Genomic DNA, 21708 nt, shown 5'->3' with positions numbered 1-21708 from the left:
ACATTGTTTCGGCACTCGCGTCGGGGGGAGCCCCCCAATTTTCCTCCGGCGCCTGGCGGCATCCCTCGCCCCCCACTGTAGGGATGCCGCCCCCTCCTCTTTCCGCGGCCGGTGGCCTGCGATGCCGGCCCCGAGGGGCCATCCCTCGCCGGGGCGCACACCCGCTGACGCGGCGAGAACGACCGTTCCTCCCCACGGTGTCGATGCGTCGGAGCATCCACCGATCGCTGTTTTCGCTCGACGCGCGCGGGGGCGTCCTCCCTACGTTCGTCGTCGTGTCTTCCGTCATTCCCCTGCACCGGCCCGATCCCGCTGAAGCGCCCCCCGTCTGGGACGATCCGGCGTTGGCGTTCCTGCGGCCGTTCCTCGACGACGGGTCGGTGACCGATCTCTTCGTCAACGGAGACCGGGGACTCTTCATCGATCGAGGGCGCGGCATCGAATGCGTGGCGTCATGGCGCGCGGGCGAGCTCGAGGTCCGTCGGCTCGCGGTGCGTCTCATCGCGCTCGGCGGTCGCCACCTCGACGACGCGTCGCCCTGCGTCGACGTGCGGCTCGAACGCGGGGTCCGCGTACATGCCGTGCTCGCACCGGTCGCCGTGGGCGGAACGAGCATCTCTGTGCGGGTGCCGCGGTGGGACGCCCCCGATCTCGTCGGGCTCGAACGCGGGGGCATGTTCACCGCGACGCAGCGCGCGCGTCTGGAAGACATGGTCGATCGGCGGTGGAACATCCTCATCAGCGGCGCCACCGGGGCCGGCAAGACGACGTTGCTCGCCGCCCTGCTGGGGCGAGTCCCCGCCGGGGAACGTCTCATCACCGTCGAAGAGGTGGCCGAGCTCCGGCCGGATCACCCCCATCACGTCGCGCTCGAGGCCCGCCAGGCGAACCTCGAGGGCGCCGGGGCTCTCACCGTGGCCCGTCTCGTACGCGAGGCGCTGCGCATGCGACCCGACCGCCTCGTTCTGGGGGAGTGCCGCGGCGAAGAGGTACGCGACCTGCTCATGGCGCTCAACACCGGCCACGACGGAGGCGCCGGCACGCTGCATGCGAGCAGCCTGCGCGACGTGGCGACGCGACTGGAGGCTCTGGGGTCGCTGGCGGGAATGGATGCCACCACCACCGGCCGGCAGGCCGCGAGCGCCATCGGTGCCGTGGTGCACGTCGAACGTCGTGACGGACGCCGCCGGGTCACGGGATGGGGGCGCCCGGTACTGAGCGACGGGCGTCTGCGCATCGATGCGGAGCCGTGGTGAAAGCGGGACGCGCCGCGATCGGTCGCGCCGACGCCCTCGAGACCACGATGCGTCTCGCCGTGCTGCTGGGCGCGGGGCTGACCCCGGCGCGCGCGTGGGCCGTCGTCGCCGAGCAGGGGGATGCGACGGCGGTGGGCGCGGCACGGGCGGCGGCGCGCGGCGACGATGTCGCCGAGGTCCTGCGCTCGGCGGGTGAGACCTGGAGCGATGTCGCCGCGGTCTATGCGGTCGCCGTCGATGCCGGTGCGCCGTTGGCCGATACGCTGCGCACGATCGGGGGAGCCCTGCGGGACGCCGCCGAGATCTCGGCCGACGTGCGCGTGGCACTCGCCGAACCCGCGGCGACCGCGCGGCTGCTCGCGTGGCTCCCGGTTCTGGGGGTTCCGCTGGGGCTCGCCCTGGGCTTCGATACAGTCGGCATCCTGGTGACCGATCCGCTCGGCACGGCCTGTCTCGTCGGGGGCGCGCTCCTTGTCGTGGCCTCACGCCTCTGGGCCCGCCATCTCGTGCGCCGAGCGAGGCCACCCCGAGGTGTGCCGGGTCTGAACGCCGAGCTGTGGGCGGTCGCCCTCTCGGCGGGGATCTCGGTCGATCGGGCGCGTCAGCTCGCCACCGCAGCCGGCCGCGTCGAGCCGCCGCTCTCCGAGGCCTCGGGGGACCAGGCCATCGAGGCGACCCTCGATCTTGCCGTGCGCGCCGGTGTGCCGGCGAGCGAGCTGCTGCGCGGCGACGCGTGGATGGCACGTCATCGCGCCCGCACCGAGGGGCGCGCGGCGGCCGCGCGCCTGTCGACGCACCTTCTCGTGCCGCTCGGCGCCTGCACCCTGCCCGCGTTCCTCCTGCTCGCCGTCGTGCCGATGATGCTCGGCCTGCTGCGTTCCAGCGGGTTCCCCTAGCGAGGGGTCACTCTCGCCCCCACCCGCTCACCTCCCCTCGATCCGATGGGCGGAGATGCCTCTTCGCCCGGGTCTCTCACCGAAAAGGAGTCGCCATGACCATTCCCTTCCTTCCCACCGCCGCCGACGCTCGTCACGAGACGTGCGTCCCCGCGCTGACCTCGGGGCGCGCGGGTGCCCTCTTCCTCGATGAGAGAGGAGCCGCGACCGCCGAATACGCCATCGCGACCATGGCCGCCGTCGCCTTCGCCGGGCTGCTCGTCGTCATCATGCGCAGCGACGAAGTGCGCGGGATCCTCACCGATCTCGTTCGTCGTGCGCTGACGGTGCAGTGATGTCCGCGGTTCGCCGGGCCGAGCGTCGATGGCCGCGGCTCGACGAGCGCGGTGCCGTGACCGCGGAGTTCGCCGTCGCGCTGCCCGCGCTCATCGTCGTGCTGGCGCTGGGGGTGGGGGCGCTCGGCTCGGTCGCCACGGCCGTCCGGCTGCAGCACAGCGCCACCGAGGCCGCGCGACTACTCGGGCGGGGAGACGGCGGCGGGCTCGCCGTCGTCGACGGCGTCGGGGGCAGCGCGTCGGTCGAACGCGTCGACGGCCTCGTCTGCGTCACGGCTTCCGCCCCGATCGCGTCGACGCTCCCGCTCGCGCCCGTGACCACACGGGCCTGCGCCCTCGACGGAGGGCGCTGATGGCGGGAACGGTCGCGGTGGTCGGCGTCACCGCGGTCGTGGCGGGCGCCACCGTCGCTCTCGGACTCGCTCTCGGCGCCGTGGTGCAGGTGCAACGGCTGTCGGGGATCGCGGATGCCGCCGCCCTCGCCGCGGCCGACACGGTGAGCGGGGCGGTGACGGGGGTGCCCTGTGAGGCGGCGACGGTCGTCGCCGAGCAGGGGGGTGCGAGCCTGCAGGAGTGCGATGTCGACGGCCTGGTCGCCACCGTCACCGTCGCTGGGGCGTACGGTGGGATTCCATTCGATGTGCGCGCGCGGGCCGGACCACCCGATGTCCCGAGCCCATGAGTCCTCCCGGAACCCCGCCAGGCAGGCGTGTGTATGGTGTGCATCGACGAAAGGACCCCAGTGGCAAACGGCAAGAAGCTCGTCATCGTCGAGTCCCCGACGAAGATGAAGTCGATCCAGGGATACCTCGGCGACGACTACGAGGTGCTCAGCTCGGTCGGTCACATCCGCGATCTCGCGTCGAAGAAAGAGATCCCGGCCGACAAGAAGGCGGCGTACGGCAAGTACTCCATCGACGTCGAGAACGACTTCGACCCGTTCTACGTGGTCAACGACCGCAAGACCAAGACGGTGGCCGAGCTCAAGCGCGCGCTGAAGACGGCCGACGAAGTCCTGCTGGCCACTGATGGTGACCGCGAAGGCGAAGCCATCGCGTGGCACCTGCTCGAGGTTCTCAAGCCCAAGGTCCCCGTGCGTCGCATGATCTTCCACGAGATCACGAAGGACGCCATCCGCGAAGCCGCCGAGAACACTCGCGAACTCGACGTGTCGCTGGTCGACGCGCAGGAGACCCGTCGCGTGCTCGACCGCCTGTACGGCTGGGACGTCTCGCCCGTGCTCTGGCGCAAGGTGGGATCCGGCCGCGAGGGCACGGCGCTCAGCGCCGGCCGCGTGCAGTCCGCCGCGACCCGCATGGTCGTCGAACGCGAGCGCGAGCGCATGGCGTTCGTGTCGGCGTCGTACTGGGACGTCGAAGCGCTCGCGTCGCAGACCGGTTCTTCGTTCACCACTCGCCTCGCCCGTCTCGACGGTGCTCCCATCGCCCGCGGAAGCGACTACGACGACAACGGAAATCTCAAGAAGGCCGTCGTGGTGCTCGACGAGGCGAAGGCCCGCACACTCGCCGCGGCCATCACCGCCGCCGGCCGCGCGACGGTGGCCAAGGTCGAGGCCAAGCCCGGCACGCGCAGCCCCCGCGCCCCCTTCACGACCTCCACCCTGCAGCAGGAGGCCGGTCGCAAGCTCTCGATGAGCGCCAAGCACGCCATGGGGGTCGCGCAGCGTCTGTACGAGAAGGGCTTCATTACTTATATGCGCACCGACTCGGTCGCCCTCTCGGGGCAGGCCATCTCGGCGGCGCGCGCACAGGCCGTCTCGCTGTACGGCGACAAGGCCGTCCCCGCCAACCCGCGCGTCTACAAGAGCAAGTCCAAGAACGCGCAAGAGGCGCACGAGGCCGTCCGCCCCTCGGGCGAGACCTTCCGCACGCCCGCGTCGCTCGCGTCGTCGCTCGACCGCGACGAGCAGAAGCTGTACGACCTCATCTGGAAGCGCACGGTCGCCAGCCAGATGGCCGATGCCAAGTACGAGACCACCACGGTCACCCTCACCGTCGCCGCGGGCGAGCAGGTCGCGGAGTTCACGGCATCCGGAACCGTCTACACCTTCAAGGGCTTCCTCGAGGCCTATGAAGAGGGCAACGACGAGAAGCGCAACGGGCGCGACGACGACGAGGACCAGTCCCTGCCCGCGGTCGCGGCGGGCGACGAACTCACCGTCAGCGACGTGGAGCCCAAGGGGCACAGCACCTCGCCCAAGCCGCGCTACACCGAGGCCAGCCTCGTGAAAGCGCTCGAAGAGAAGGGCATCGGCCGCCCGTCGACGTTCGCCAGCATCATCGGCGTCATCCTCGATCGCGGCTACGTCTCCAAGCGCGGACAGGCCCTGGTGCCCAGCTGGCTGGCCTTCAGCGTCGTGCGCCTGCTCGAAGAGCACTTCGCCGATCTCGTCGACTACGACTTCACGGCCGCCCTCGAAGACGACCTCGACGCGATCGCCCGCGGGGAGCAGCGTCGCACGGAGTGGCTGAAGTCGTTCTACTTCGGTTCGGAGAAGCAGGTGGGCCTGCGGCACATCGTCGACAACCTCGGCGAGATCGATGCCCGCGAGCTCAACTCGACCCGCATCACCGACACGGCCACCCTGCGCTTCGGCAAGTACGGTCCGTACCTCGAGATCACCGAGCCCGGAGCCGACGCCGAGGAGAAGCCCCGCATCGTCAACATCCCCGAAGACCTCGCGCCCGACGAGCTCACGCCCGAGAAGGCCCAGGAGCTCATCGACGCCCCCGTCGCGGGCGACCGCGTGCTCGGCGAGAACGCCGAGAACGGCAAGCTCGTCGTCGTGAAAGACGGCCGCTTCGGTCCGTACGTGCAAGAAGTGGATGCCGAAGAGCCCGACGAGGTCGACCAGGCCACCGGCGAGGTCGTCGAGCAGCCGAAGAAGCGCGGCGTGAAGAAAGAGGTCGCGCCCAAGCCCCGCACGGCCTCGCTCTTCCGCTCGATGTCGGTCGACACGATCGACCTCGACACCGCGCTGCAGCTGCTGTCGCTTCCGCGCGTCGTCGGCGCCGACCCCGAGACCGGTGCCGAGATCACCGCGCAGAACGGGCGGTTCGGGCCGTACCTCAAGAAGGGCACCGACTCGCGGTCGCTCGACGATGAGAAGCAGATCTTCGAGATCACGCTCGACGAGGCGATCGCCAAGTACGCCGAGCCGAAGTACGGCGCACGCCGTGCGTCGAGCGCCCTGAAGGAGTTCGACGCCGATCCGGTCAGCGGCAAGGCGATCAAGCTCAAGGACGGCCGCTTCGGACCGTACGTGACCGATGGCGAGACCAACGCCACGGTCCCGCGCGGTGAGGACGTCATGGCCGTCACCTTCGAGCGCGCCGTCGAGCTCATCGCCGACAAGCGCGCCAAGGGTCCCGCGCCCAAGAAGGCTCCGGCACGCAAGACGACGGCGACGAAGACGGCGGCCAGCAAGACGACCGCTGCCAAGACCGCGGCGGCCAAGACGACGGCGGCCAAGACGGCGGCGGCCAAGACCACGGCAGCCAAGACCGCGGCGGCCAAGACGACCGCGGCCAAGACGGCGGCCAGCAAGACGACCGCCAGCAAGACGGCGGCAGCCAGCAAGACGGCCGCGCCGAAGGCCACGACCACGCGCAAGGCGCCGGCGACGCAGTCGTGACCATCGAGGACACCCGGCCGCTGCACGCCCCGCGCGCGGCGGCGGCCGGGGGCCCCGGCCTCTTCGTCACCTTCGAGGGCGGCGACGGGGCGGGAAAGACCACCCAGGCGTCGCTGCTCGAGCAGTGGGTGCGCTCCGACGGTCGCGACGTGGTGCGCACGCGCGAACCGGGCGGCACCGAGGTGGGCGTGAGAATTCGCGACATCGTGCTGCACCACCGGGGGCACATCAACGCCCGCGCAGAGGCTCTGCTGTACGCCGCCGACCGCGCGCACCACGTCGAGACGGTCGTGCAGCCGGCCATCGCACGCGGCGACGTCGTCATCCAGGATCGGTACCTCGACTCCTCCGTGGCGTATCAGGGAGCGGGCCGCGTCCTCGACGCCGACGACGTGCGGGCGCTGTCCCTCTGGGCAACCGACGGGCTGCTGCCCGACCTCACGGTGCTGCTCGACCTCGACCCGACCGCCGCGCGAGCGCGCCTCGACGCCGACGACAAGCCCTTCGACCGCCTCGAAGCCGAGAAGAACGAGTTCCATGCCCGCGTGCGTGACGGCTTCCTGGCTCTCGCACGACGTGAGCCGGAGCGTTTCCTCGTGCTCGACGCGACCGAGGCGCCCGAGGTTCTGGCCGCGCGCGTGCGCGACGCCGTGACGACGCGGCTGCGCTGACGCGTCCTCGACCGCGGTACCCCGGCGGTATCGACGTCCGTCGCCCGTCGGCGAGCTCGTCCTCGAGCTCGCCGGTACGAGCCAGGGAACGCTGTCGGAGCCCACGGTTAGGCTGGAGCCCATGTCCGTCGCCCTCGACTCGCCGTCCACGCCCGCCGCGGCGGCGCCGTTCCCGTGGGACGCCGTGTGGGGGCAAGACGACGCCGTCGACACCCTGCGCGCCGCGGCATCCGACCCCGCCGCGCTGGCCCACGCCTGGTTGATCACGGGCCCTCCCGGGTCGGGGCGCTCGACCCTCGCGTACGCGTTCGCGGCGGCGCTCATCGCCGAGCCGGGCGACGAGCGGGCGCAGCAGCAGGTGCTGGCCCGCACCCACCCCGACCTCACCGCACTGCGCACCGAGCAGGTCGTCATCCGCATCGACGAGGCCCGCCGTCTGGTGGAGCGGTCGTCGTTCGCACCGTCGCTCGGGCGGCACCGGGTGATCGTCGTCGAAGACGCCGATCGCATGGCCGAACGCACGTCCAACGTGCTGCTGAAGGCCCTTGAGGAGCCCCCCGAGAAGACCGTGTGGGTGCTGTGCGCCCCGAGCGATGCCGACCTTCTGCCGACCATCCGCTCCCGCGTCCGACTCCTGCGCCTGCGAGAGCCCTCGGTCACCGACGTCGCCGCCCTCATCGTCGAACGCACGGGTGTCGCCCCAGACATCGCCGAGGAGTCCGCGCGCCACGCGCAGCGCCACATCGGCATGGCCCAGCGCCTCGCCACCGACGACGACGCCCGCGCCCGTCGTGCCGAGACCCTGGCTGCGGTCCTCGCGGTGCGCGGCATCGGCGACGCCGTCGAGGTGGCGGGACGCATCGTGCGCCTGGCCACCGACGACGCGAAGGCCCTCACCGCCACCCGCGACGAAGAAGAACGGCGTGCGCTGCTGCGCACCTTCGGTGTCGCCGAGGGGGCCGCGGTGCCGCCGTCGGTCCGCGGCCAGGTCAACGCCCTCGAAGACGACCAGAAGCGGCGCGCCACCCGCAGCCTGCGCGATGGCATCGACCGCGTGCTCACCGACCTGCAGTCCCTGTTCCGTGACGTCGTGATGATCCAGTACGGCCGCGAGGGCGACCTGGTCAACAGCGAGCGCCTCGACGACCTGCGCTCCCTCGCGGCGGAGTGGACGCCGGCCCGTACGCTCGGCGTGCTCGACCGCATTTCCGACACCCGCTCGCACCTCGAGCAGAACGCGGCGCCCCTCTTGGCATTGGAGAGTCTAATGATCACCGTCGCGAATGGTTCCGCCCCGTGAGCGCGCGCCGTCGTCTGGCCGCCGTGATCGCCGGCGTGGCCGGGGTCGCCCTGGCCCTGTCCGGGTGCCTCTACGCCCAGATCCCGCCGATGGCGCCCGACGGGGGGCGCTCGCTCGCTCCGCAGACCGAGGGCGTCGACGCGGCACTCCTGCCGTACTACGGCCAGACGCTCGCGTGGGAAGCCTGCGGAAGCGCCGGGTTCGACTGCACGACCGTCACCGCCCCCCGCGACTACGCCGACCCCTCGGCCGGTGACCTGCAGCTGGCCGTCATCCGCCACCGGGCGACGTCGGGCGAGCCCCTGGGCTCCCTGTTGACCAACCCCGGTGGGCCGGGGGTCAGCGGCGTCGACACGGTGCGTGACTCGCTCTCGCTCGTCGCCGACGAGACGCTCACGAGCGCGTACGACGTCATCGGGTTCGACCCGCGCGGGGTGGGTCAGTCGTCGCCGGTGACGTGCTACGACGCCGCGGGCATGGACGCCTACCTGTACGACATCCCGCCCGGAGCGCGCGGCAGCGACGAGCGCAACGCCGCCCTCGAGCAGCGGCAGGTCGACTTCGCCCAGGCGTGCGAGAGCAACAGCGCCGGCATCCTGCCCTACGTCTCGACCGAGAACGCCGCGCGCGACATGGATCTTCTGCGTGGCGTGCTCGGCGACGCGAAGCTGAACTACCTGGGATTCTCGTACGGCTCGCTGCTGGGCACGACGTACGCCGGCCTGTTCCCCGAACGCGTCGGGCGCATGGTGCTCGACGGGGGCATCGACCCGAGCCTCCCGGCCAGCGCGAGCGGGATCGCGCAGGCAGTGGGTTTCGAGAACGCGCTGCGGGCGTTCATGGCCGACTGCGTGACGAAGTCGGACTGCCCGTTCACGGGCTCAATCGACGACGCGATGGCCGATCTGTCATCGCTGCTCGAGCGGGTGGACGCGCGACCGATCACGGCGGGTGACGGTCGTCAGCTCGGAGCGGATTCGCTCATGACCGCGATCATCGCCGCGCTGTACAGCGACCAGAACTGGCCCTACCTGCGTGCCGCTCTGAGCGGGGCGCAGAACGGCGACGCGTCGGTGGCGTTCCAGCTCGCCGACTTCTACAACGGTCGCACCGACGGCGTCTACACCGACAACACGATGCAGGCGCTGCGCGCGTACAACTGCGTCGACTACCCCGCCGAGAGCGAGGCCGACAGCGACGCGCTGCTGGCCGAGCTCGAGCAGAAGGCCCCGGTCGTGGCGCCGTACTGGGTCGGACCCGATCCCTGCGACGCGTGGACCGCCCCGCCGACGGGAACGCGTGCGGCCATCACCGCGCCCGGCTCGCCGCCCATCGTGGTGCTCGGAACGACCGGTGATCCCGCGACCCCGTACGCCGAGGCGCAGAGCCTGGCCGACCAGCTGTCGCAGGGCGTGCTGGTGACCTACGTCGGCGAGGGACACCTCGCCTACAACAAGGGCAACAATTGCGTGAACGGCGCCGTCGACGACTACCTGGTCGACGGCACGGTGCCGGCCGAGGGCCTGCGCTGCGAATGACCCCCGAACCCACCGCCGGCGCCCGCGCCTAGGCTGGATCCGTCACACCCCGAGGAGACCCCCATGACCGCGCCCACCGCCGACCTGGCGTCGTACATCGACCACACCCTGCTCAAGCCCGAGGCCACGCGCGCCGACGTCGAGCGCATCATCGCCGAGGCCGCCGAGCTCGGCACCTACAGCGTCTGCCTGTCGCCGTCGTTCCTGCCCGTCGAGGTGCCCGCGGGACTCAAGGTCGCCGTCGTCTGCGGTTTCCCCAGCGGCAAGCACCACGCCGAGGTCAAGGCCGCCGAGGCCGCCCTGTCGGTGGCGCAGGGCGCCGACGAGATCGACATGGTCATCGACGTGGGCGCAGCGATCGAGGGGCGCTACGACGTCGTCGAGGCCGAGATCCGCGCGGTACGACTGGCCGCTCCGGCCCCGACCGTGCTGAAGGTCATCATCGAGTCGGCCGCACTTTCCGACGAGGCCATCGTCGCGGTGTGCGAGGTCGCCGTCGCCGCCGACGCCGACTTCGTGAAGACCTCCACCGGTTTCCACCCCGCCGGCGGGGCCAGCGTGCACGCCGTCGAGCTGATGAAGCGCACCGTCGGCGATCGCGCCGAGGTCAAGGCATCCGGAGGCGTCCGCACCCGTGCGGCGGCCGAAGAGATGATCGCCGCGGGCGCGACCCGCCTGGGCCTGTCGTCGAGCCGCGACATCCTCGCCGACCGTTCGGCGACCGGAGACTACTGATCCCACCCCGGCGCGCGTACCTCAGACCCCGCCGGAGCATGTAGAATCGATGATCGTGCACGCGACAGCGCGCACATGCCGCCTTAGCTCAGACGGCAGAGCGATTCACTCGTAATGAATAGGTCAAGGGTTCGATTCCCTTAGGCGGCTCCACCAGACCCTCACCCGCATATCGGGTGGGGGTCTTTTGGTTCGTCCGCGAGACGGAACCGCGGAGCGACCCGCGGTGTGCCCGTGCCTCTCGGGCTGAAGCTGTCGGGTACGCGGCGTCGCGAGCGCGGAGCTGCGGGGGCGGGGGAGCCCGCCCGATAGGCTGGGAGCCGTGTCGTCCCGTGCCGTGCGGCGGCGATCATCCGCCCGCTGACCGCAGGAGCCCCCGTGTCGAACGCGCTCGACGCCCTCATCGAGATCTTCACGTGGGTGGGGCTCGGTGGGGGCATTCTGCTCGCGTTCGTCGCGGTCGTCCTGGTACTCGCCGACGGCACCTGGGTGCCCACACGTGCCGTGGTCGAGCACGCCGAGGGCGGACGAGTGGTGCGCTGGTTCGACGAGGGCGGCGGTGTCAACGAAGCCCCCCTGACGCCGCACGACGACGCCCGCCTCGGCGACGCGGACATGGCCGACATCTTCTACCGGCGGGGCTCGGCGCACCGCATGCGGTTGACGCGGTCGTCGCCGTCGGTGCGATTCGTCTCGTTGCTCGCGGCCGGAGTGCTGGGGCTCGGAGCGGTGTCGTTCGTCGCCTCGATCGTGCTGCTCTTCGTGCAGGGATAGGACTTGACGCGAGGGACGTATTGCTAGATAAGCTAGCGATATGTCCGGTTCTCCTGCGCCCACCCCGTCTCGACGCCGCGCTTCCGGCGACCCCGCCTCGTCGCGAGGCGACCGCCGACGCCGCTCCGCGCCCACGGTGTCACGGTGGCTGCGCATCGGCATCCCGAGTCTGCTCGTGCTGCTCTGGGTGGTGGGCGGCTCGATCGGCGGACCCTTCTTCGGCAAGGTCGACCAGGTGGCCACGAACGACCAGTCGTCGTTCCTGCCGCAGTCGGCGGACGCGACCGAGGTCAGCGAGCGACTCACCGATTTCACCGGGGGCGACACGATCCCGGCGCTCGTGGTCGCGGCCACCGACGACGGCAGCGCGCTCACCGACGCGCAGCTGAGTGCACTCCAGACCCTCGCTACCCAGGTGGCCTCGATCGACGGCGTCGCGGGCGAGGCGTCTGTACCGCTCGTGTCCGACGACGCCACGGCCGCGCAGATCTTCGTGCCGATCGACAGCTCCGGTGAGGTGCGCGAGGTCGTCGAGCAGGTGCGGGAGCGCGTCTCGGCCGACGTCCCCGCCGGGGTCGAGGCGTGGGTGACGGGACCCGCGGGGTTCACCGCCGACCTGGTGAAGGGCTTCCTCGGCATCGACGGGCTGCTGCTGATCGTCGCGCTCGGCGCGGTGTTCGTCATCCTCGTGGTGGTCTACCGCTCGCCGCTGCTGCCGCTGCTCGTGCTGCTCACCTCGGTGTTCGCGCTGTGCGTGGCGTTGCTGACCGTGTGGTGGCTCGCGTTCGCGGGGATCGTGGTGCTGAACGGGCAGGTGCAGGGGATCCTCTTCATCCTGGTCATCGGCGCGGCCACCGACTACGCCCTGTTGTACGTCGCCCGATTCCGAGAGGCGATCGGTGAGGGCGAGAAGAGGTGGGATGCCACGATCCGGGCCTGGAAGGGAGCGGTCGAGCCCATCCTGGCCTCGGGCGGAACGGTCATCGCGGGCCTTCTGTGCCTGCTGCTCTCCGACCTCGCCACCAACCGAGCGCTCGGGCCCATCGCCTCGATCGGCATCGCGTTCGCCGTGCTGTCTGCTCTGACCTTCTTGCCGGCGCTGCTCGCCCTCTGCGGCCGCGCCGCGTTCTGGCCCTTCCTGCCGAAGCCGGGAGCTGCGGCCCTGCCCGCCGACCTCACCGCGCCCGCGAAGGGCGTGTGGCCGCGACAGGCGCGGTTCGTCGCACGCCGCGCACGCCCCGTGTGGATCGTGTGCACCCTGGTGCTCCTCGCCGCCTGCGTGGGGGTGACCCAGCTGCGCGCCGACGGCGTTCCCGCCAGCGACCTCGTGCTCGGCGCCTCCGAGGCGCGCGACGGGCAGGCGGCCCTGGCCGAGCACTTCCCGGGCGGATCGGGCAGCCCCGCCTACGTGCTCGTGCTCGAGGGCCGGGCGGCCGACGCCGTCACGGTGCTCGAACGCACCGCCGGCATCGACAGCGTGGGCGTCCTCGCCGCCGACGCCCCCGGCGGTCAGGCCCCCGTGTCGGTGAGCGACGGTGTCCTGCAGACCACCGCTCTCGGTGCACCGGGAACGCCCGCGCCCGCGCCCACCGTCTCCGACGGTGACGTGCTGTTGGCCGCGACGCTGTCCGATACCGCCGACTCCCCGGCCGCCGACGACACGGTGAGGTCATTGCGCGCCGAGCTGACCGCCGAGCTCGGCGAGGGGACGGCGCTGGTGGGCGGCGTGACGGCGACCGACATCGACTCGGTCGACACCTCGATCCGCGACCGCACCCTGATCATCCCCATCGTGCTCGTCGTCATCCTGCTCATCCTCATGGCGCTGCTGCGCTCGATCGTCGCGCCGCTCATCCTGATCGGGACCGTCATCGTGTCGTTCGGCGCGGCGCTCGGCGTGAGCGCCCTCGTCTTCGACGGCGTGTTCGGGTTCCCCGGTGCCGACCCGTCGGTTCCGCTGTACGGATTCGTGTTCCTCGTCGCCCTCGGCGTCGACTACAACATCTTCTTGATGTCGCGGGTGCGCGAGGAGTCCCTCGTGCACGGCACCCGTCCCGGCATCCTGCGGGGGCTGGTCGCGACGGGCGGCGTGATCACCTCGGCCGGCCTGGTGCTGGCGGCGACCTTCGCCGCCCTGGGCGTCATCCCGATCCTGTTCCTCGCGCAGATCGCGTTCATCGTCGCGTTCGGGGTGCTGCTCGACACCTTCGTCGTGCGTTCCCTGCTCGTTCCCGCGCTGGCCTACGACCTGGGGCGCCGCATCTGGTGGCCGTCGAAACTCGGCCGGGCCGATGTCGACGCGCGTAGGCTCGACGCATGACCCGGGCCCTGTTCATCGTCGATGTCCAGAACGATTTCACCGAGCGCGGAGCGCTGGGCGTCGAGGGCGGCGATGCGGTCGCGGAACGCATCTCGCGCCACCTCGAGGCCCACGCGGCCGACTACGCGGTCGTCGTCGCCTCGCGCGACTGGCACCACGGCGACGACGACAACGGGGGGCACTTCTCGGCCACCCCCGATTTCGTCGACACCTGGCCGGTGCACTGCGTCGGCGGCACGTACGGGGCGGACTACGACGAGGTGTTCGACACCGCGCGGGTGACCCACCACCTCAAGAAGGGGCAGGGAAAGCCCGCCTACTCGCTCTTCGAGGGCGTATCCGACGACGGCCAGACGGCCGCGGGCATCCTCGAGGCGCACGGCATCCGGCACATCGATCTCGTCGGCATCGCGACGGACTACTGCGTGCGGGCGTCGGCTCTCGACGCGATCGCCGCGGGGCGTTCGGTGCGCGTGCTGACCGACTTGATCGCCGGCGTGCACCCGACCTCGAGCGCCGCGGCGCTGGCCGAGATCGAGGCGGCCGGCGCAGAGCTCACGCGCTCTCGGCGATGACGTCGTCGGCGCGGGGGATCGTGATGGTCACGCTCGTCCCCTCGCCCGGGTCGCTCGCGATGCGCAGCGTCCCACCGTGCGCCGACACGATCTGGCGGACGCTGGCGAGGCCGATGCCGCTTCCTCCGTCGCTCGCGTCGGCGTAGCGGCCGCGCTGGCCCTCGGTCGTGATCGTCGCCAGGTCGTCGGGGTGGATGCCCCGGCCGTGATCGCGCACGCGGACGGCGGCGCCCTCGTCGGTCTCGAACAGGTCGATCTCGATGACGTCGTCGGAGTACTTGGCGGCGTTCTCGAGCACGTTGGCGACGGCGCGACGGAGCCCCAGGACGTCTCCCAGCACCGGAACGGCGTCGACATGCCCGAACTGCACCCGGGTGGGCGCGTGTCCGGGAAGAACGAGAGCGACCGCACCGCGGGTGATGAGGTCGAGCGTCGCGCGGCGGCGACCGCGATCCGCCGTCGTGGTCGAGTCGACGAGCAGCGCCTGGGCCATGGCGATGAGGTGGTCGCTCGCCTCGCCGGCGAGACGCAGCAGTCGATGATCCGGCTCGAGCTCCTCGCCGATGAGATCGAGATAGCCGCGCAGAGCGGTCACGGGCGAGAGCAGGTCGTGCGCGAACGTGCGCTGCAGCGCGTCGCGATGGTCGACCTCCTGCTTCTCGGTGGTGAGGTCGCGCACGATCTTCACGAAACCGAGCACCTGGCCCTGATCGTTGCGGATCGCCGAGATCGTCACGCGGGCCCAGAACTCACTGCCGTCCTGCCGCACGCGCCAGCCGGTGTCTTCGACGTGCCCGTCGCGCTGGGCGGCGGCGAGCAATTGGTCGGGAACGCCACGACGCCGGTCTTCTTCCCGGTAGAAGGTCGAGAAGTGCGACCCGACGATCTCGGCTTCGCTGTACCCCTTGATCAGTTCGGCCCCGAGGTTCCACCCCCGCACGAATCCGCCGCTGTCGAGCTTGACGATGGCGAAGAGGTCGACCTGACCGTCCCAGTCCGCCGGCATGGAGCGTCGGATGGGCAGAGGAGTCGGCTGCGCAGAAGAAGGAAGGTGGGCGTCTGTCATCGGAGGCTCGCTCTCTGCGGTGCTCATCGGCGCACGCAGAAGCGGCTCGGGATGCTTGCTGAAGGCATTCTCCGATCATCCCCGACGCGGCGACCCCGCGACAGAGATTGACAAGATCATTACGCCTCCGAAACCGTCACGACACGGTGACGAGGGTGCGCTGCCATCCGCTGGAGCCGTTCGGCGCGATGGGGGCCGCGTCCTCGATCTGCACGTTGCCCTGCTTGTCCGTCGCCCGCACGGCGATGTAGTGCGTGCCCTTCTCGGCGGTCCAGTCGTACTTCCACTGCACCCACGACTGATCGTTGATGGGCGTCGACAGGGTGGTCGGCTGCCACTCGCCGTTGTCGATGCTCACCTCGACCGTGGCCACGCCGATCGGCTGCGCCCACGCCATACCGGCCACGGTGATCGCACCGGCGGTGACCGGCGTACCGATCTTCGGGGTGTCCACCCGCGACGACATCTTGATGGGGGCTTCGGCCGAGTAACCGCGGGGGGTCCAGTAGGCCTCGACCTGGTCGAAACGGGTGACGGTGAGCTTGGTGACCCACTTCGTCGCCGACACGTAGCCGTAGAGACCCGGGACGACCATGCGCACGGGGAAGCCGTGTTCGAACGGGAGGGGTTCTCCGTTCATGGCGACGGCGAAGATGGCATCCAGGTTGTCGTCGGTCAGCGAGCCCAGGGGAGTGGATGCCGTGTACCCGTCGACACTTTCGGAGAGCACCATGTCGGCCCCGGACTGCACCCCCGCCATCCGCAGGATGTCGCGGATCGGCACGCCGGTCCAGATGGCATTGCCGACCAGACCGCCGCCGACCTCGTTCGACACGCAGGTCAGGGTCACGCCGTACTCATCGAGACCCATGTTGACCAGGTCGTCGAAGCTGAGCTCGATCGGTGTGTCCACCATCCCCTCGATCGACAGGCGCCAGGTGGTCGGGTCGACGTTCGGAACGGTCAGGGCGGTGTCGACGCGGTAGAAGTCGGCGTTGGGCGTGATGATCGGGCTGAGGCCCGGGAGCTCCCAGTTCGCGCCCTCGGGGACGGTGACGGTGGTGCGGGCCGTGGGCAGGCGCAGGGCGTCGCGCGCGGCGGCCACCGACGAGCTGGTCGCGTTGAGCACGCGGGCACCCACGCCGACGACCACCGCGCCCACGGCGGTGAGGCCGGTGAACAGCAGGAAGCCGCGTCGATCGGTGCCGCGCGTGTCGGCGTCGGCCGCGGCAGCGGTCATCCAGCGGCGCAGCTTGGTGGTCGAGAACATCAGCACGAACACGCCGGCGGCGGTACCGATCACGGGGGGCAGCCAGGCGAGGGCGCCGGCTCCCGTGCGGGTGAGGATGGCGACGGTGGCGAGGACGCCGCCGATGGCGAGCACCACGGCGCCGGCGGGGCGCAGGCGGTACTGCAGGATGCCGGCGATGGCCGCGGCGACAGCGGCACCGAGTCCGACGCCGGCCAGGAGGGCGATCTTGTCGGTCTCGCCGAACAGCGTGATCGCGAGCTCCTTGAGCGGTCGGGGCACGATGTCGACGATGACGGAACCGACCGCGAGGATCGGGCTCGCCGACCGCGCGAAGAGGGCGGCGAGCAGCTCGGCGACGGCGAGTAGGACCGCCGCCGACACGATGCCGGCGAACGCGGCCCACGGCCACGCGTGCCGCTTCCGGGCCTTCGTCGGGGTGGAGTTCTTCACCGCGGTGTCGGTCGACATGGCATCCCTCGTTCCTGCTCCCCACGCACGCGCGGTTACGCCTCACACTCTGTTCGGAGCGGCGGGCGAAACGGATGCCGCGTCGAGCGGCCGAGCGGCGCGTCGGGGCGCCGAGGTGAAGACGACGACTCCCGTGACGATCAGCGCGAGCGCCACGGCGAGGCCCACCGTCAGCGGCTCGTGCAACAGCGGGACCGCGACGAGGGCGGTGAGGACCGGGCTCAGGGCTCCGGCTGTCGCGGTGATGCTGCTGCCGAGGTTCTTCACCGCGACGACGTAGCACGCGGTCGAGAGCAGTCCGGTACCGATGCCCTGCACGAGGGCGTAGGTACCCAGGCTCGCGAGGTCGGCGGTGCCGGCCAGCAGGTGCGAGGGCATCGCGCCCGTTGCGATGAGTACGACGGCGGCGAGCGTGGAGCTGAGTGAGACGAGGACGATCACACCGAGCGGATCGAGCCGCGTCCGGGCGAGACCGAGCGTGTAGACGGCCCAGACGAAGCCCGCGCCCACGAGCACGGCGACGCCGCCGACGCTCGCGCTGTCGCCGGTGAGGGCCGCGGCGGCGGCGATGCCCGCGACGATCGCCCCGAGCGCGAGCAGGCGTCGGCGCGAGACGGCGGCGCGATGACGGAGGAAGAGCAGGACGGCGACGAAGAGCGGCACGGTACCGGGCACGAGCAGCCCGGTGAGCGCCGCCGAGGTGAGGTGCGCGCCCCACGCGAAGATCAGGAAGTGCGGAAGGCCGGCCAGCAGCACGAGCGCGACGACGGCGGGACGTTCGGTGCGCAGGATGCGGAGGGTCCGCGGGATCCACGGGGTGAGCAGCAGGCCGGGAACGGCGAAACGCACGACCGCGGCGTCGGCCATCGTCAGCCCGGCGCCGTCGAGGGCGCGCGTCGACAGGGCGAACGCCGACCACAGCGCCACGACCGCCGCGAGGGCAGCGGTGCCGACGGCGACGCGGGGCGACAGCACGGAAGGGCGGGGGAGGGCGAACGTCGTCACCCCTCGACGGTAGGGAGCACCGCGCCGCAGCCGATTGCGAATATTGCCGAACAGTGACGTGGATTGGCAGAATCTGCTGCATGCACTCGCTCGACCGCATCGATCACCTCATTCTGCGCGAGCTCCAGCAGGACGCCCGTCTGACGAACCAGGAGCTCGCCGACCGCGTCGGGCTGTCGCCCTCGCCCTGTCTGCGGCGCGTGCGCCAGCTGGAGCAGGCGGGCATCATCGAGGGCTATCGCGCCGTCGTGTCGCCCCGCGCCGTCGACCTCCCCATCACCGCGTTCGTGCGCCTGCGCCTCGCCTCGCACGAAGGAGCGACGGTCGACGCCGTCGAGGAGCGCCTGCGCGCCATTCCGCACATCGTCGAGGCGCACCTGCTCGCCGGAGACTGGGACTACCTCGTGCGCATCGTCACGTCGAGCTTCGACGCGTACGAGCGACTGCTGCGCGAACACCTCCGCGCGATCCCCTCACTGGCCTCGATCGACACGACGTTCGCGTTCGGGGTCACCAAGCCCGTGTCGGCGTTGCCGCTCGACGCCCGGTGAGCGGAGCCCGTTCCGCCGGGTGCGGGGACCATGGCGTCTCGCCGCGACCGATCGCCCGGCGAGCAGGGCGGTGCCGACGGATCGCGCGTCGATACGATGAGATGACCCGTGGTCACGGCATCCGGGATCCGTTCGTGCGAAAGGAACCCGCGACGTGGACGACCTCGCCCGCTGGGCCGCGGCTCTGACGACGATGGTCGGACTGGGGCTCACCCTCGGGATCAACCCGGCTCTGTACGGGGCGACCGCCGACATGCTCGCCCAGAACACCCGCGTCCCGGCGCGGATGGGGTGGATGGTCGGGGGCCTGGCGACCGGGGCGACGATCCTGTACCTGCTGCTGCAGAGCTTCGACCCCACCGAGTTCGTCGCGGCGGCCGAGCGCAGCACGACCGAGGCGGTGCTCGACCGGCGGGTAGACCTGATCGCCGGGACGCTGTTCCTGCTCGGTGCGGTCGCGGTGGCGTGGTGGAAGCTCCGCGTTCCGGTGCGTTCCGCCGCTCGCAGACCGCTCCAGGCCCGCGCGCACTCGTGGAGCTACTACGTGCTCGGCGTCAGCTGCTCGGTCATCGGATTCACGACGCTGCCGATCATGTACATGACCGGGCGGGTCGCCGACGGCGTCAGCGACCACCCTCTGCTGCGGTGGCTGGCCTACGCGGTGTTCCTCCTGGCGCTCGCCGCGCCGTTCGTGCTGCTGGCCACGGCGTGGATCCACTTCCCCACCACCGCGGCACGGGTGAACCGCATCTACTCGCACCTGATCGATATGGATCACCGGTGGGTCTACGCGGCCGTGCTCGCGGTGGCGGGCGTGGCCTGCCTCGTGCTCGGGGTCTTTCCGGGGCGCTGAGCTCTCAGCGCGCGTTGCGCTGCTTGAGCAGCTTCGCCTGCACCTTGCGGCGGATCTTCTGCACCTTCGGGTCCTTCCAGACCCGGTAGGCGACGGTCCCCGCCGCAGCGGCACGACCGATCGCCGTCCGCGCGAGCACAGCGCCCGCGAGTCCCACCGCTCCGGTTCCGATCCAACGTCCGACACCCATGGTCACTCCTCGTTCTGCGTCGTGGGGTTCCCACTCAACGCGAACGGATGCCGGATACCGCGGCGGTTGCGCAACGCCCGCCGATGTGGGTGAGGGTCAGCGCAGCGATCCGCCCGCCGCCGCGGCGAACGGCTCGAGGGCGGCGATGACGTCGTCGGTCAGCGTGACCTTGCTCGCGGCGACCGCGTCGTCGATCTGGCTCGTGCGCGAGGCGCCGATGATCGCCGTCGTGACCACCGGGTCGCGCAGCACCCACGCCACGGCGAGCTGGGGGATCGACAGGCCGGCCTCGCGCGCGACGCCGTCGATCCCGCGGATACGGCGGAGGTAGTCGTCGGTCAGGGCGGACTGGTCGAGGAAGCGGCTGTCGGCGGCGCGCGAGTCGGCGGGCACCGTGCCGTCGAGGTACTTCGCCGTCAGCAGTCCTTGGGCGAGGGGCGAGAAGACGGCGCTGCCGACCGAGAGTTCGCGCAGCACCGGGAACAGCTCGGCCTCGGGCGTGCGGTCGAACAGCGAGTACCGCGGCTGGTGGATGAACAGGCGCACGCCCTCGGCGGCGAGCAGCTCGTGCGCGCGCCGCGTGAGGTCGGCGGGGTAGTTCGAGATGCCCGCGTACAGCGCCTTGCCGCTGCGGACGATGTCGGCGAGCGCTCCGACGGTCTCTTCGATCGGGGTCTCGGGGTCGACGCGGTGCGAGTAGAAGACGTCGACGTAGTCGGTGCGCATGCGCGTGAGGCTCTGCTCGAGCGAGCGGATCAGGTACTTGCGCGAGCCGCCGTCACCGTACGGGCCGGGCCACATGTCGTAGCCCGCCTTCGTCGAGACGAAGAGCTCGTCGCGGTACCGGCGCAGGTCGGTGTCGAGCACCGTGCCGAAGGTGGTCTCGGCGGCGCCGTAGGGCGGGCCGTAGTTGTTGGCGAGATCGATGTGCACGACGCCGCGGTCGACCGCGTGGCGCAGGATCTCGCGCTGCGTGTCGAGCGTGCGTCCGCTGCCGAAGTTCTGCCACAGTCCGAGCGAGATGCGGGGAAGGGGGATGCCGCTGGCCCCGGCGCGGGCGAAGGGCACGTCGTCGTAGCGGGTGGGTGCCGCCTCGAACGGGGAGGACAGGCGGGGGTCATCGGCGGCGATGGGCATGGTTCTCCTCGGAACGAAAAGCGGTGTGATCCGACTCTGCCACGCCCACGCCGCCCGCGTGGCATCCGCCGTCCGGGACTCAGGCGGCGGTGCCGGACAGCTCGTCGCGCAGCAGGGCCGCCCCGGCCGACAGCGCGCTGAGCTTGTCGAAGGCGACACCGCGCGGAAGCGGAGCCATGCCGCAGTTGGAGCTCGGGATGAGCTTGTCGGCGTCGACGAACTCCAGTGCGCGCCGGAGGGTGTCGGCGACCTCTTCGGGGGTCTCGATCCGCTCGCTGGCGACGTCCAGCGCCCCGAGCATGATCTTCTTGCCGCGGATCAACTCGATGAGATCGATCGGCACGTTCGAGCGGTGGCTCTCCAGCGACACGATGTCGATCGACGACTGCTGCAACAGCGGGAACGACTCCTCGTACTGCCGCCACTCCGATCCGAGGGTGGCCTTCCAGTCGGTGTTGGCCTTGATGCCGTAGCCGTAGCAGATGTGCACGGCCGTCTCGGCGCGCAGGCCTTCGGCTGCGCGTTCGAGCGCGGCGACTCCCCAGTCCTTCATCTCGTCGAAGAAGACGTTGAAGGCGGGCTCGTCGAACTGGATGATGTCGACCCCCGCCGCTTCGAGCTCGCGCGCCTCCTGGTTGAGGATGGTCGCGAACTCCCACGCCAGCTTCTCGCGGCTGCCGTAGTAGCGGTCCGAGAGCGTGTCGATCATCGTCATGGGCCCCGGCAGTGCCCACTTGATCGGCTGATCGGTCTGCGTGCGCAGGAAAGCGGCGTCGTCGACGAACACGGGGCCCCGGCGGCTCACGGCGCCGACCACGGTCGGAACGCTCGCGTCGTACCGGTTACGGATGCGGACCGTCTCGCGGTTCTCGAAGTCGACGCCGTCGAGGTTCTCGATGAACGTCGTGACGAAGTGCTGACGCGTCTGCTCGCCGTCGCTGATGATGTCGATCCCGCGTCGCTCCTGCTCCTGCACCGCGGAGCGCAGGGCATCGTGCTTGCCCTCGACGAGGATCTCGCCCTCGAGCTCCCACGGCGACCACAGCACCTCGGGCTTCGCGAGCCACGCAGGCTTGGGAAGGCTGCCGACGGTGGAGGTGGGAAGAAGGGTGGGCACGGGGGTGGATCCTT

The 21708-nt window shown here is 70.9% G+C and carries 21 protein-coding genes and 1 tRNA gene; 16 read left to right on the top strand and 6 right to left on the bottom strand.

Annotated features, from left to right (window positions below):
- The first annotated feature begins 275 nt into the window (after positions 1-275).
- The 14 genes from ASG45_RS13090 (at position 276) to ASG45_RS13025 (ending at position 14055) form a co-directional block, all read left to right on the top strand.
- Entirely contained in the window at positions 276-1256 is a 981-nt protein-coding gene (locus ASG45_RS13090) for a TadA family conjugal transfer-associated ATPase (RefSeq protein ID WP_442922823.1), read from the top strand.
- Positions 1250-2152 (top strand): type II secretion system F family protein, encoded by a 903-nt coding sequence (locus tag ASG45_RS13085; protein WP_235561619.1) that lies wholly within the window; start codon positions 1250-1252, stop codon positions 2150-2152. Before ASG45_RS13090 ends, ASG45_RS13085 begins: the two co-directional genes overlap by 7 nt.
- A gap of 95 nt (positions 2153-2247) precedes the next feature.
- The gene (locus ASG45_RS13080) at positions 2248-2487 is read left to right on the top strand and encodes a DUF4244 domain-containing protein (RefSeq protein ID WP_055838410.1); all 240 of its coding nucleotides are present in this window, start codon (positions 2248-2250) and stop codon (positions 2485-2487) included.
- Positions 2487-2840, top strand: coding sequence for a TadE family type IV pilus minor pilin (locus ASG45_RS13075; RefSeq protein WP_055838407.1), 354 nt, complete (start codon positions 2487-2489; stop codon positions 2838-2840). The genes ASG45_RS13080 and ASG45_RS13075 overlap by 1 nt, the downstream gene beginning before the upstream one ends.
- Positions 2840-3169 carry an Rv3654c family TadE-like protein gene (locus tag ASG45_RS13070; protein WP_055838404.1) on the top strand — a complete coding sequence of 110 codons (330 nt, stop codon included), beginning with the start codon at positions 2840-2842 and terminating at the stop codon, positions 3167-3169. The genes ASG45_RS13075 and ASG45_RS13070 overlap by 1 nt, the downstream gene beginning before the upstream one ends.
- Before the next feature lie 60 nt (positions 3170-3229).
- Positions 3230-6142, top strand: a complete 2913-nt coding sequence (gene topA, locus ASG45_RS13065) for a type I DNA topoisomerase (protein ID WP_055838401.1) — start codon at positions 3230-3232, stop codon at positions 6140-6142.
- Positions 6139-6813, top strand: coding sequence for a dTMP kinase (tmk, locus tag ASG45_RS13060; protein WP_082516605.1), 675 nt, complete (start codon positions 6139-6141; stop codon positions 6811-6813). Before topA ends, tmk begins: the two co-directional genes overlap by 4 nt.
- A gap of 121 nt (positions 6814-6934) precedes the next feature.
- On the top strand, positions 6935-8113 hold the full coding sequence (locus ASG45_RS13055; protein ID WP_055838397.1) for a DNA polymerase III subunit delta': 1179 nt from the start codon (positions 6935-6937) through the stop codon (positions 8111-8113).
- On the top strand, positions 8110-9651 hold the full coding sequence (locus tag ASG45_RS13050; protein WP_055838394.1) for an alpha/beta hydrolase: 1542 nt from the start codon (positions 8110-8112) through the stop codon (positions 9649-9651). Before ASG45_RS13055 ends, ASG45_RS13050 begins: the two co-directional genes overlap by 4 nt.
- Positions 9652-9714: 63 nt before the next feature.
- Positions 9715-10386: a deoxyribose-phosphate aldolase gene (deoC, locus tag ASG45_RS13045; RefSeq protein ID WP_055838391.1), complete on the top strand. Its 672-nt coding sequence runs from the start codon at positions 9715-9717 to the stop codon at positions 10384-10386.
- Positions 10387-10463: 77 nt separating this feature from the next.
- Positions 10464-10539 (top strand) — tRNA-Thr (locus ASG45_RS13040).
- A 225-nt stretch (positions 10540-10764) separates the two neighbouring features.
- Positions 10765-11160: a hypothetical protein gene (locus ASG45_RS13035; RefSeq protein WP_055838389.1), complete on the top strand. Its 396-nt coding sequence runs from the start codon at positions 10765-10767 to the stop codon at positions 11158-11160.
- Positions 11161-11200: 40 nt separating this feature from the next.
- Entirely contained in the window at positions 11201-13480 is a 2280-nt protein-coding gene (locus ASG45_RS13030; RefSeq protein WP_082516604.1) for an MMPL family transporter, read from the top strand.
- The gene (locus ASG45_RS13025; protein WP_055838382.1) at positions 13477-14055 is read left to right on the top strand and encodes an isochorismatase family protein; all 579 of its coding nucleotides are present in this window, start codon (positions 13477-13479) and stop codon (positions 14053-14055) included. The genes ASG45_RS13030 and ASG45_RS13025 overlap by 4 nt, the downstream gene beginning before the upstream one ends.
- On the opposite strand, the gene ASG45_RS13020 is transcribed toward ASG45_RS13025, so the two are convergent.
- The 3 genes from ASG45_RS13020 to ASG45_RS13010 all read right to left on the bottom strand — a co-directional run bounded on the left by ASG45_RS13020 (position 14036) and on the right by ASG45_RS13010 (position 17846).
- Positions 14036-15121 (bottom strand): PAS domain-containing sensor histidine kinase, encoded by a 1086-nt coding sequence (locus tag ASG45_RS13020; protein ID WP_191926622.1) that lies wholly within the window; start codon positions 15119-15121, stop codon positions 14036-14038. The two genes, ASG45_RS13025 and ASG45_RS13020, sit on opposite strands and share 20 nt — an antisense overlap.
- Before the next feature lie 136 nt (positions 15122-15257).
- Entirely contained in the window at positions 15258-16841 is a 1584-nt protein-coding gene (locus tag ASG45_RS13015) for a molybdopterin-dependent oxidoreductase (RefSeq protein WP_055838375.1), read from the bottom strand.
- A 42-nt stretch (positions 16842-16883) separates the two neighbouring features.
- On the bottom strand, positions 16884-17846 hold the full coding sequence (locus ASG45_RS13010; RefSeq protein ID WP_055838372.1) for a DMT family transporter: 963 nt from the start codon (positions 17844-17846) through the stop codon (positions 16884-16886).
- A gap of 80 nt (positions 17847-17926) precedes the next feature.
- Between ASG45_RS13010 and ASG45_RS13005 the strand changes: the two genes are divergently transcribed.
- Together ASG45_RS13005 and ASG45_RS13000 are read left to right on the top strand one after the other, a co-directional pair.
- A complete protein-coding gene (locus tag ASG45_RS13005; protein WP_055838369.1) occupies positions 17927-18397 on the top strand; it encodes an Lrp/AsnC family transcriptional regulator in 471 nt (156 codons plus the stop codon).
- 154 nt (positions 18398-18551) lie between these two features.
- Positions 18552-19250, top strand: coding sequence for a hypothetical protein (locus ASG45_RS13000; protein WP_055838367.1), 699 nt, complete (start codon positions 18552-18554; stop codon positions 19248-19250).
- Between the two features lie 4 nt (positions 19251-19254).
- Here ASG45_RS13000 and ASG45_RS12995 read toward each other — a convergent pair whose 3' ends face one another.
- From ASG45_RS12995 to ASG45_RS12985, 3 genes are all read right to left on the bottom strand, one after another.
- Complete coding sequence (locus tag ASG45_RS12995; protein WP_070409513.1) at positions 19255-19440, bottom strand: hypothetical protein; 186 nt, start codon at positions 19438-19440, stop codon at positions 19255-19257.
- 96 nt (positions 19441-19536) lie between these two features.
- The gene (locus ASG45_RS12990) at positions 19537-20577 is read right to left on the bottom strand and encodes an aldo/keto reductase (protein ID WP_055838360.1); all 1041 of its coding nucleotides are present in this window, start codon (positions 20575-20577) and stop codon (positions 19537-19539) included.
- A gap of 79 nt (positions 20578-20656) precedes the next feature.
- Complete coding sequence (locus tag ASG45_RS12985; protein WP_055838357.1) at positions 20657-21694, bottom strand: methionine synthase; 1038 nt, start codon at positions 21692-21694, stop codon at positions 20657-20659.
- Positions 21695-21708: the final 14 nt, after the last annotated feature.

The sequence above is a fragment of the Microbacterium sp. Leaf436 genome (assembly GCF_001424715.1).
In the GTDB taxonomy this organism is placed as follows: domain Bacteria; phylum Actinomycetota; class Actinomycetes; order Actinomycetales; family Microbacteriaceae; genus Microbacterium.
Note: the sequence above shows the minus strand (reverse complement) of the source record. Positions and strands in the feature narration are given on the sequence as shown.

Coding starts and splice junctions, on each gene's coding strand:
- ASG45_RS13080 (WP_055838410.1), top strand. CDS start 2,248: ATGACCATTCCCTTCCTTCCCACCGCCGCCGACGCTCGTCACGAGACG.
- ASG45_RS13075 (WP_055838407.1), top strand. CDS start 2,487: ATGTCCGCGGTTCGCCGGGCCGAGCGTCGATGGCCGCGGCTCGACGAG.
- ASG45_RS13070 (WP_055838404.1), top strand. CDS start 2,840: ATGGCGGGAACGGTCGCGGTGGTCGGCGTCACCGCGGTCGTGGCGGGC.
- ASG45_RS13055 (WP_055838397.1), top strand. CDS start 6,935: ATGTCCGTCGCCCTCGACTCGCCGTCCACGCCCGCCGCGGCGGCGCCG.
- deoC (WP_055838391.1), top strand. CDS start 9,715: ATGACCGCGCCCACCGCCGACCTGGCGTCGTACATCGACCACACCCTG.
- ASG45_RS13030 (WP_082516604.1), top strand. CDS start 11,201: ATGTCCGGTTCTCCTGCGCCCACCCCGTCTCGACGCCGCGCTTCCGGC.
- ASG45_RS13025 (WP_055838382.1), top strand. CDS start 13,477: ATGACCCGGGCCCTGTTCATCGTCGATGTCCAGAACGATTTCACCGAG.
- ASG45_RS13020 (WP_191926622.1), bottom strand. CDS start 15,121: ATGACAGACGCCCACCTTCCTTCTTCTGCGCAGCCGACTCCTCTGCCC.
- ASG45_RS13015 (WP_055838375.1), bottom strand. CDS start 16,841: ATGTCGACCGACACCGCGGTGAAGAACTCCACCCCGACGAAGGCCCGG.
- ASG45_RS13005 (WP_055838369.1), top strand. CDS start 17,927: ATGCACTCGCTCGACCGCATCGATCACCTCATTCTGCGCGAGCTCCAG.
- ASG45_RS12995 (WP_070409513.1), bottom strand. CDS start 19,440: ATGGGTGTCGGACGTTGGATCGGAACCGGAGCGGTGGGACTCGCGGGC.
- ASG45_RS12990 (WP_055838360.1), bottom strand. CDS start 20,577: ATGCCCATCGCCGCCGATGACCCCCGCCTGTCCTCCCCGTTCGAGGCG.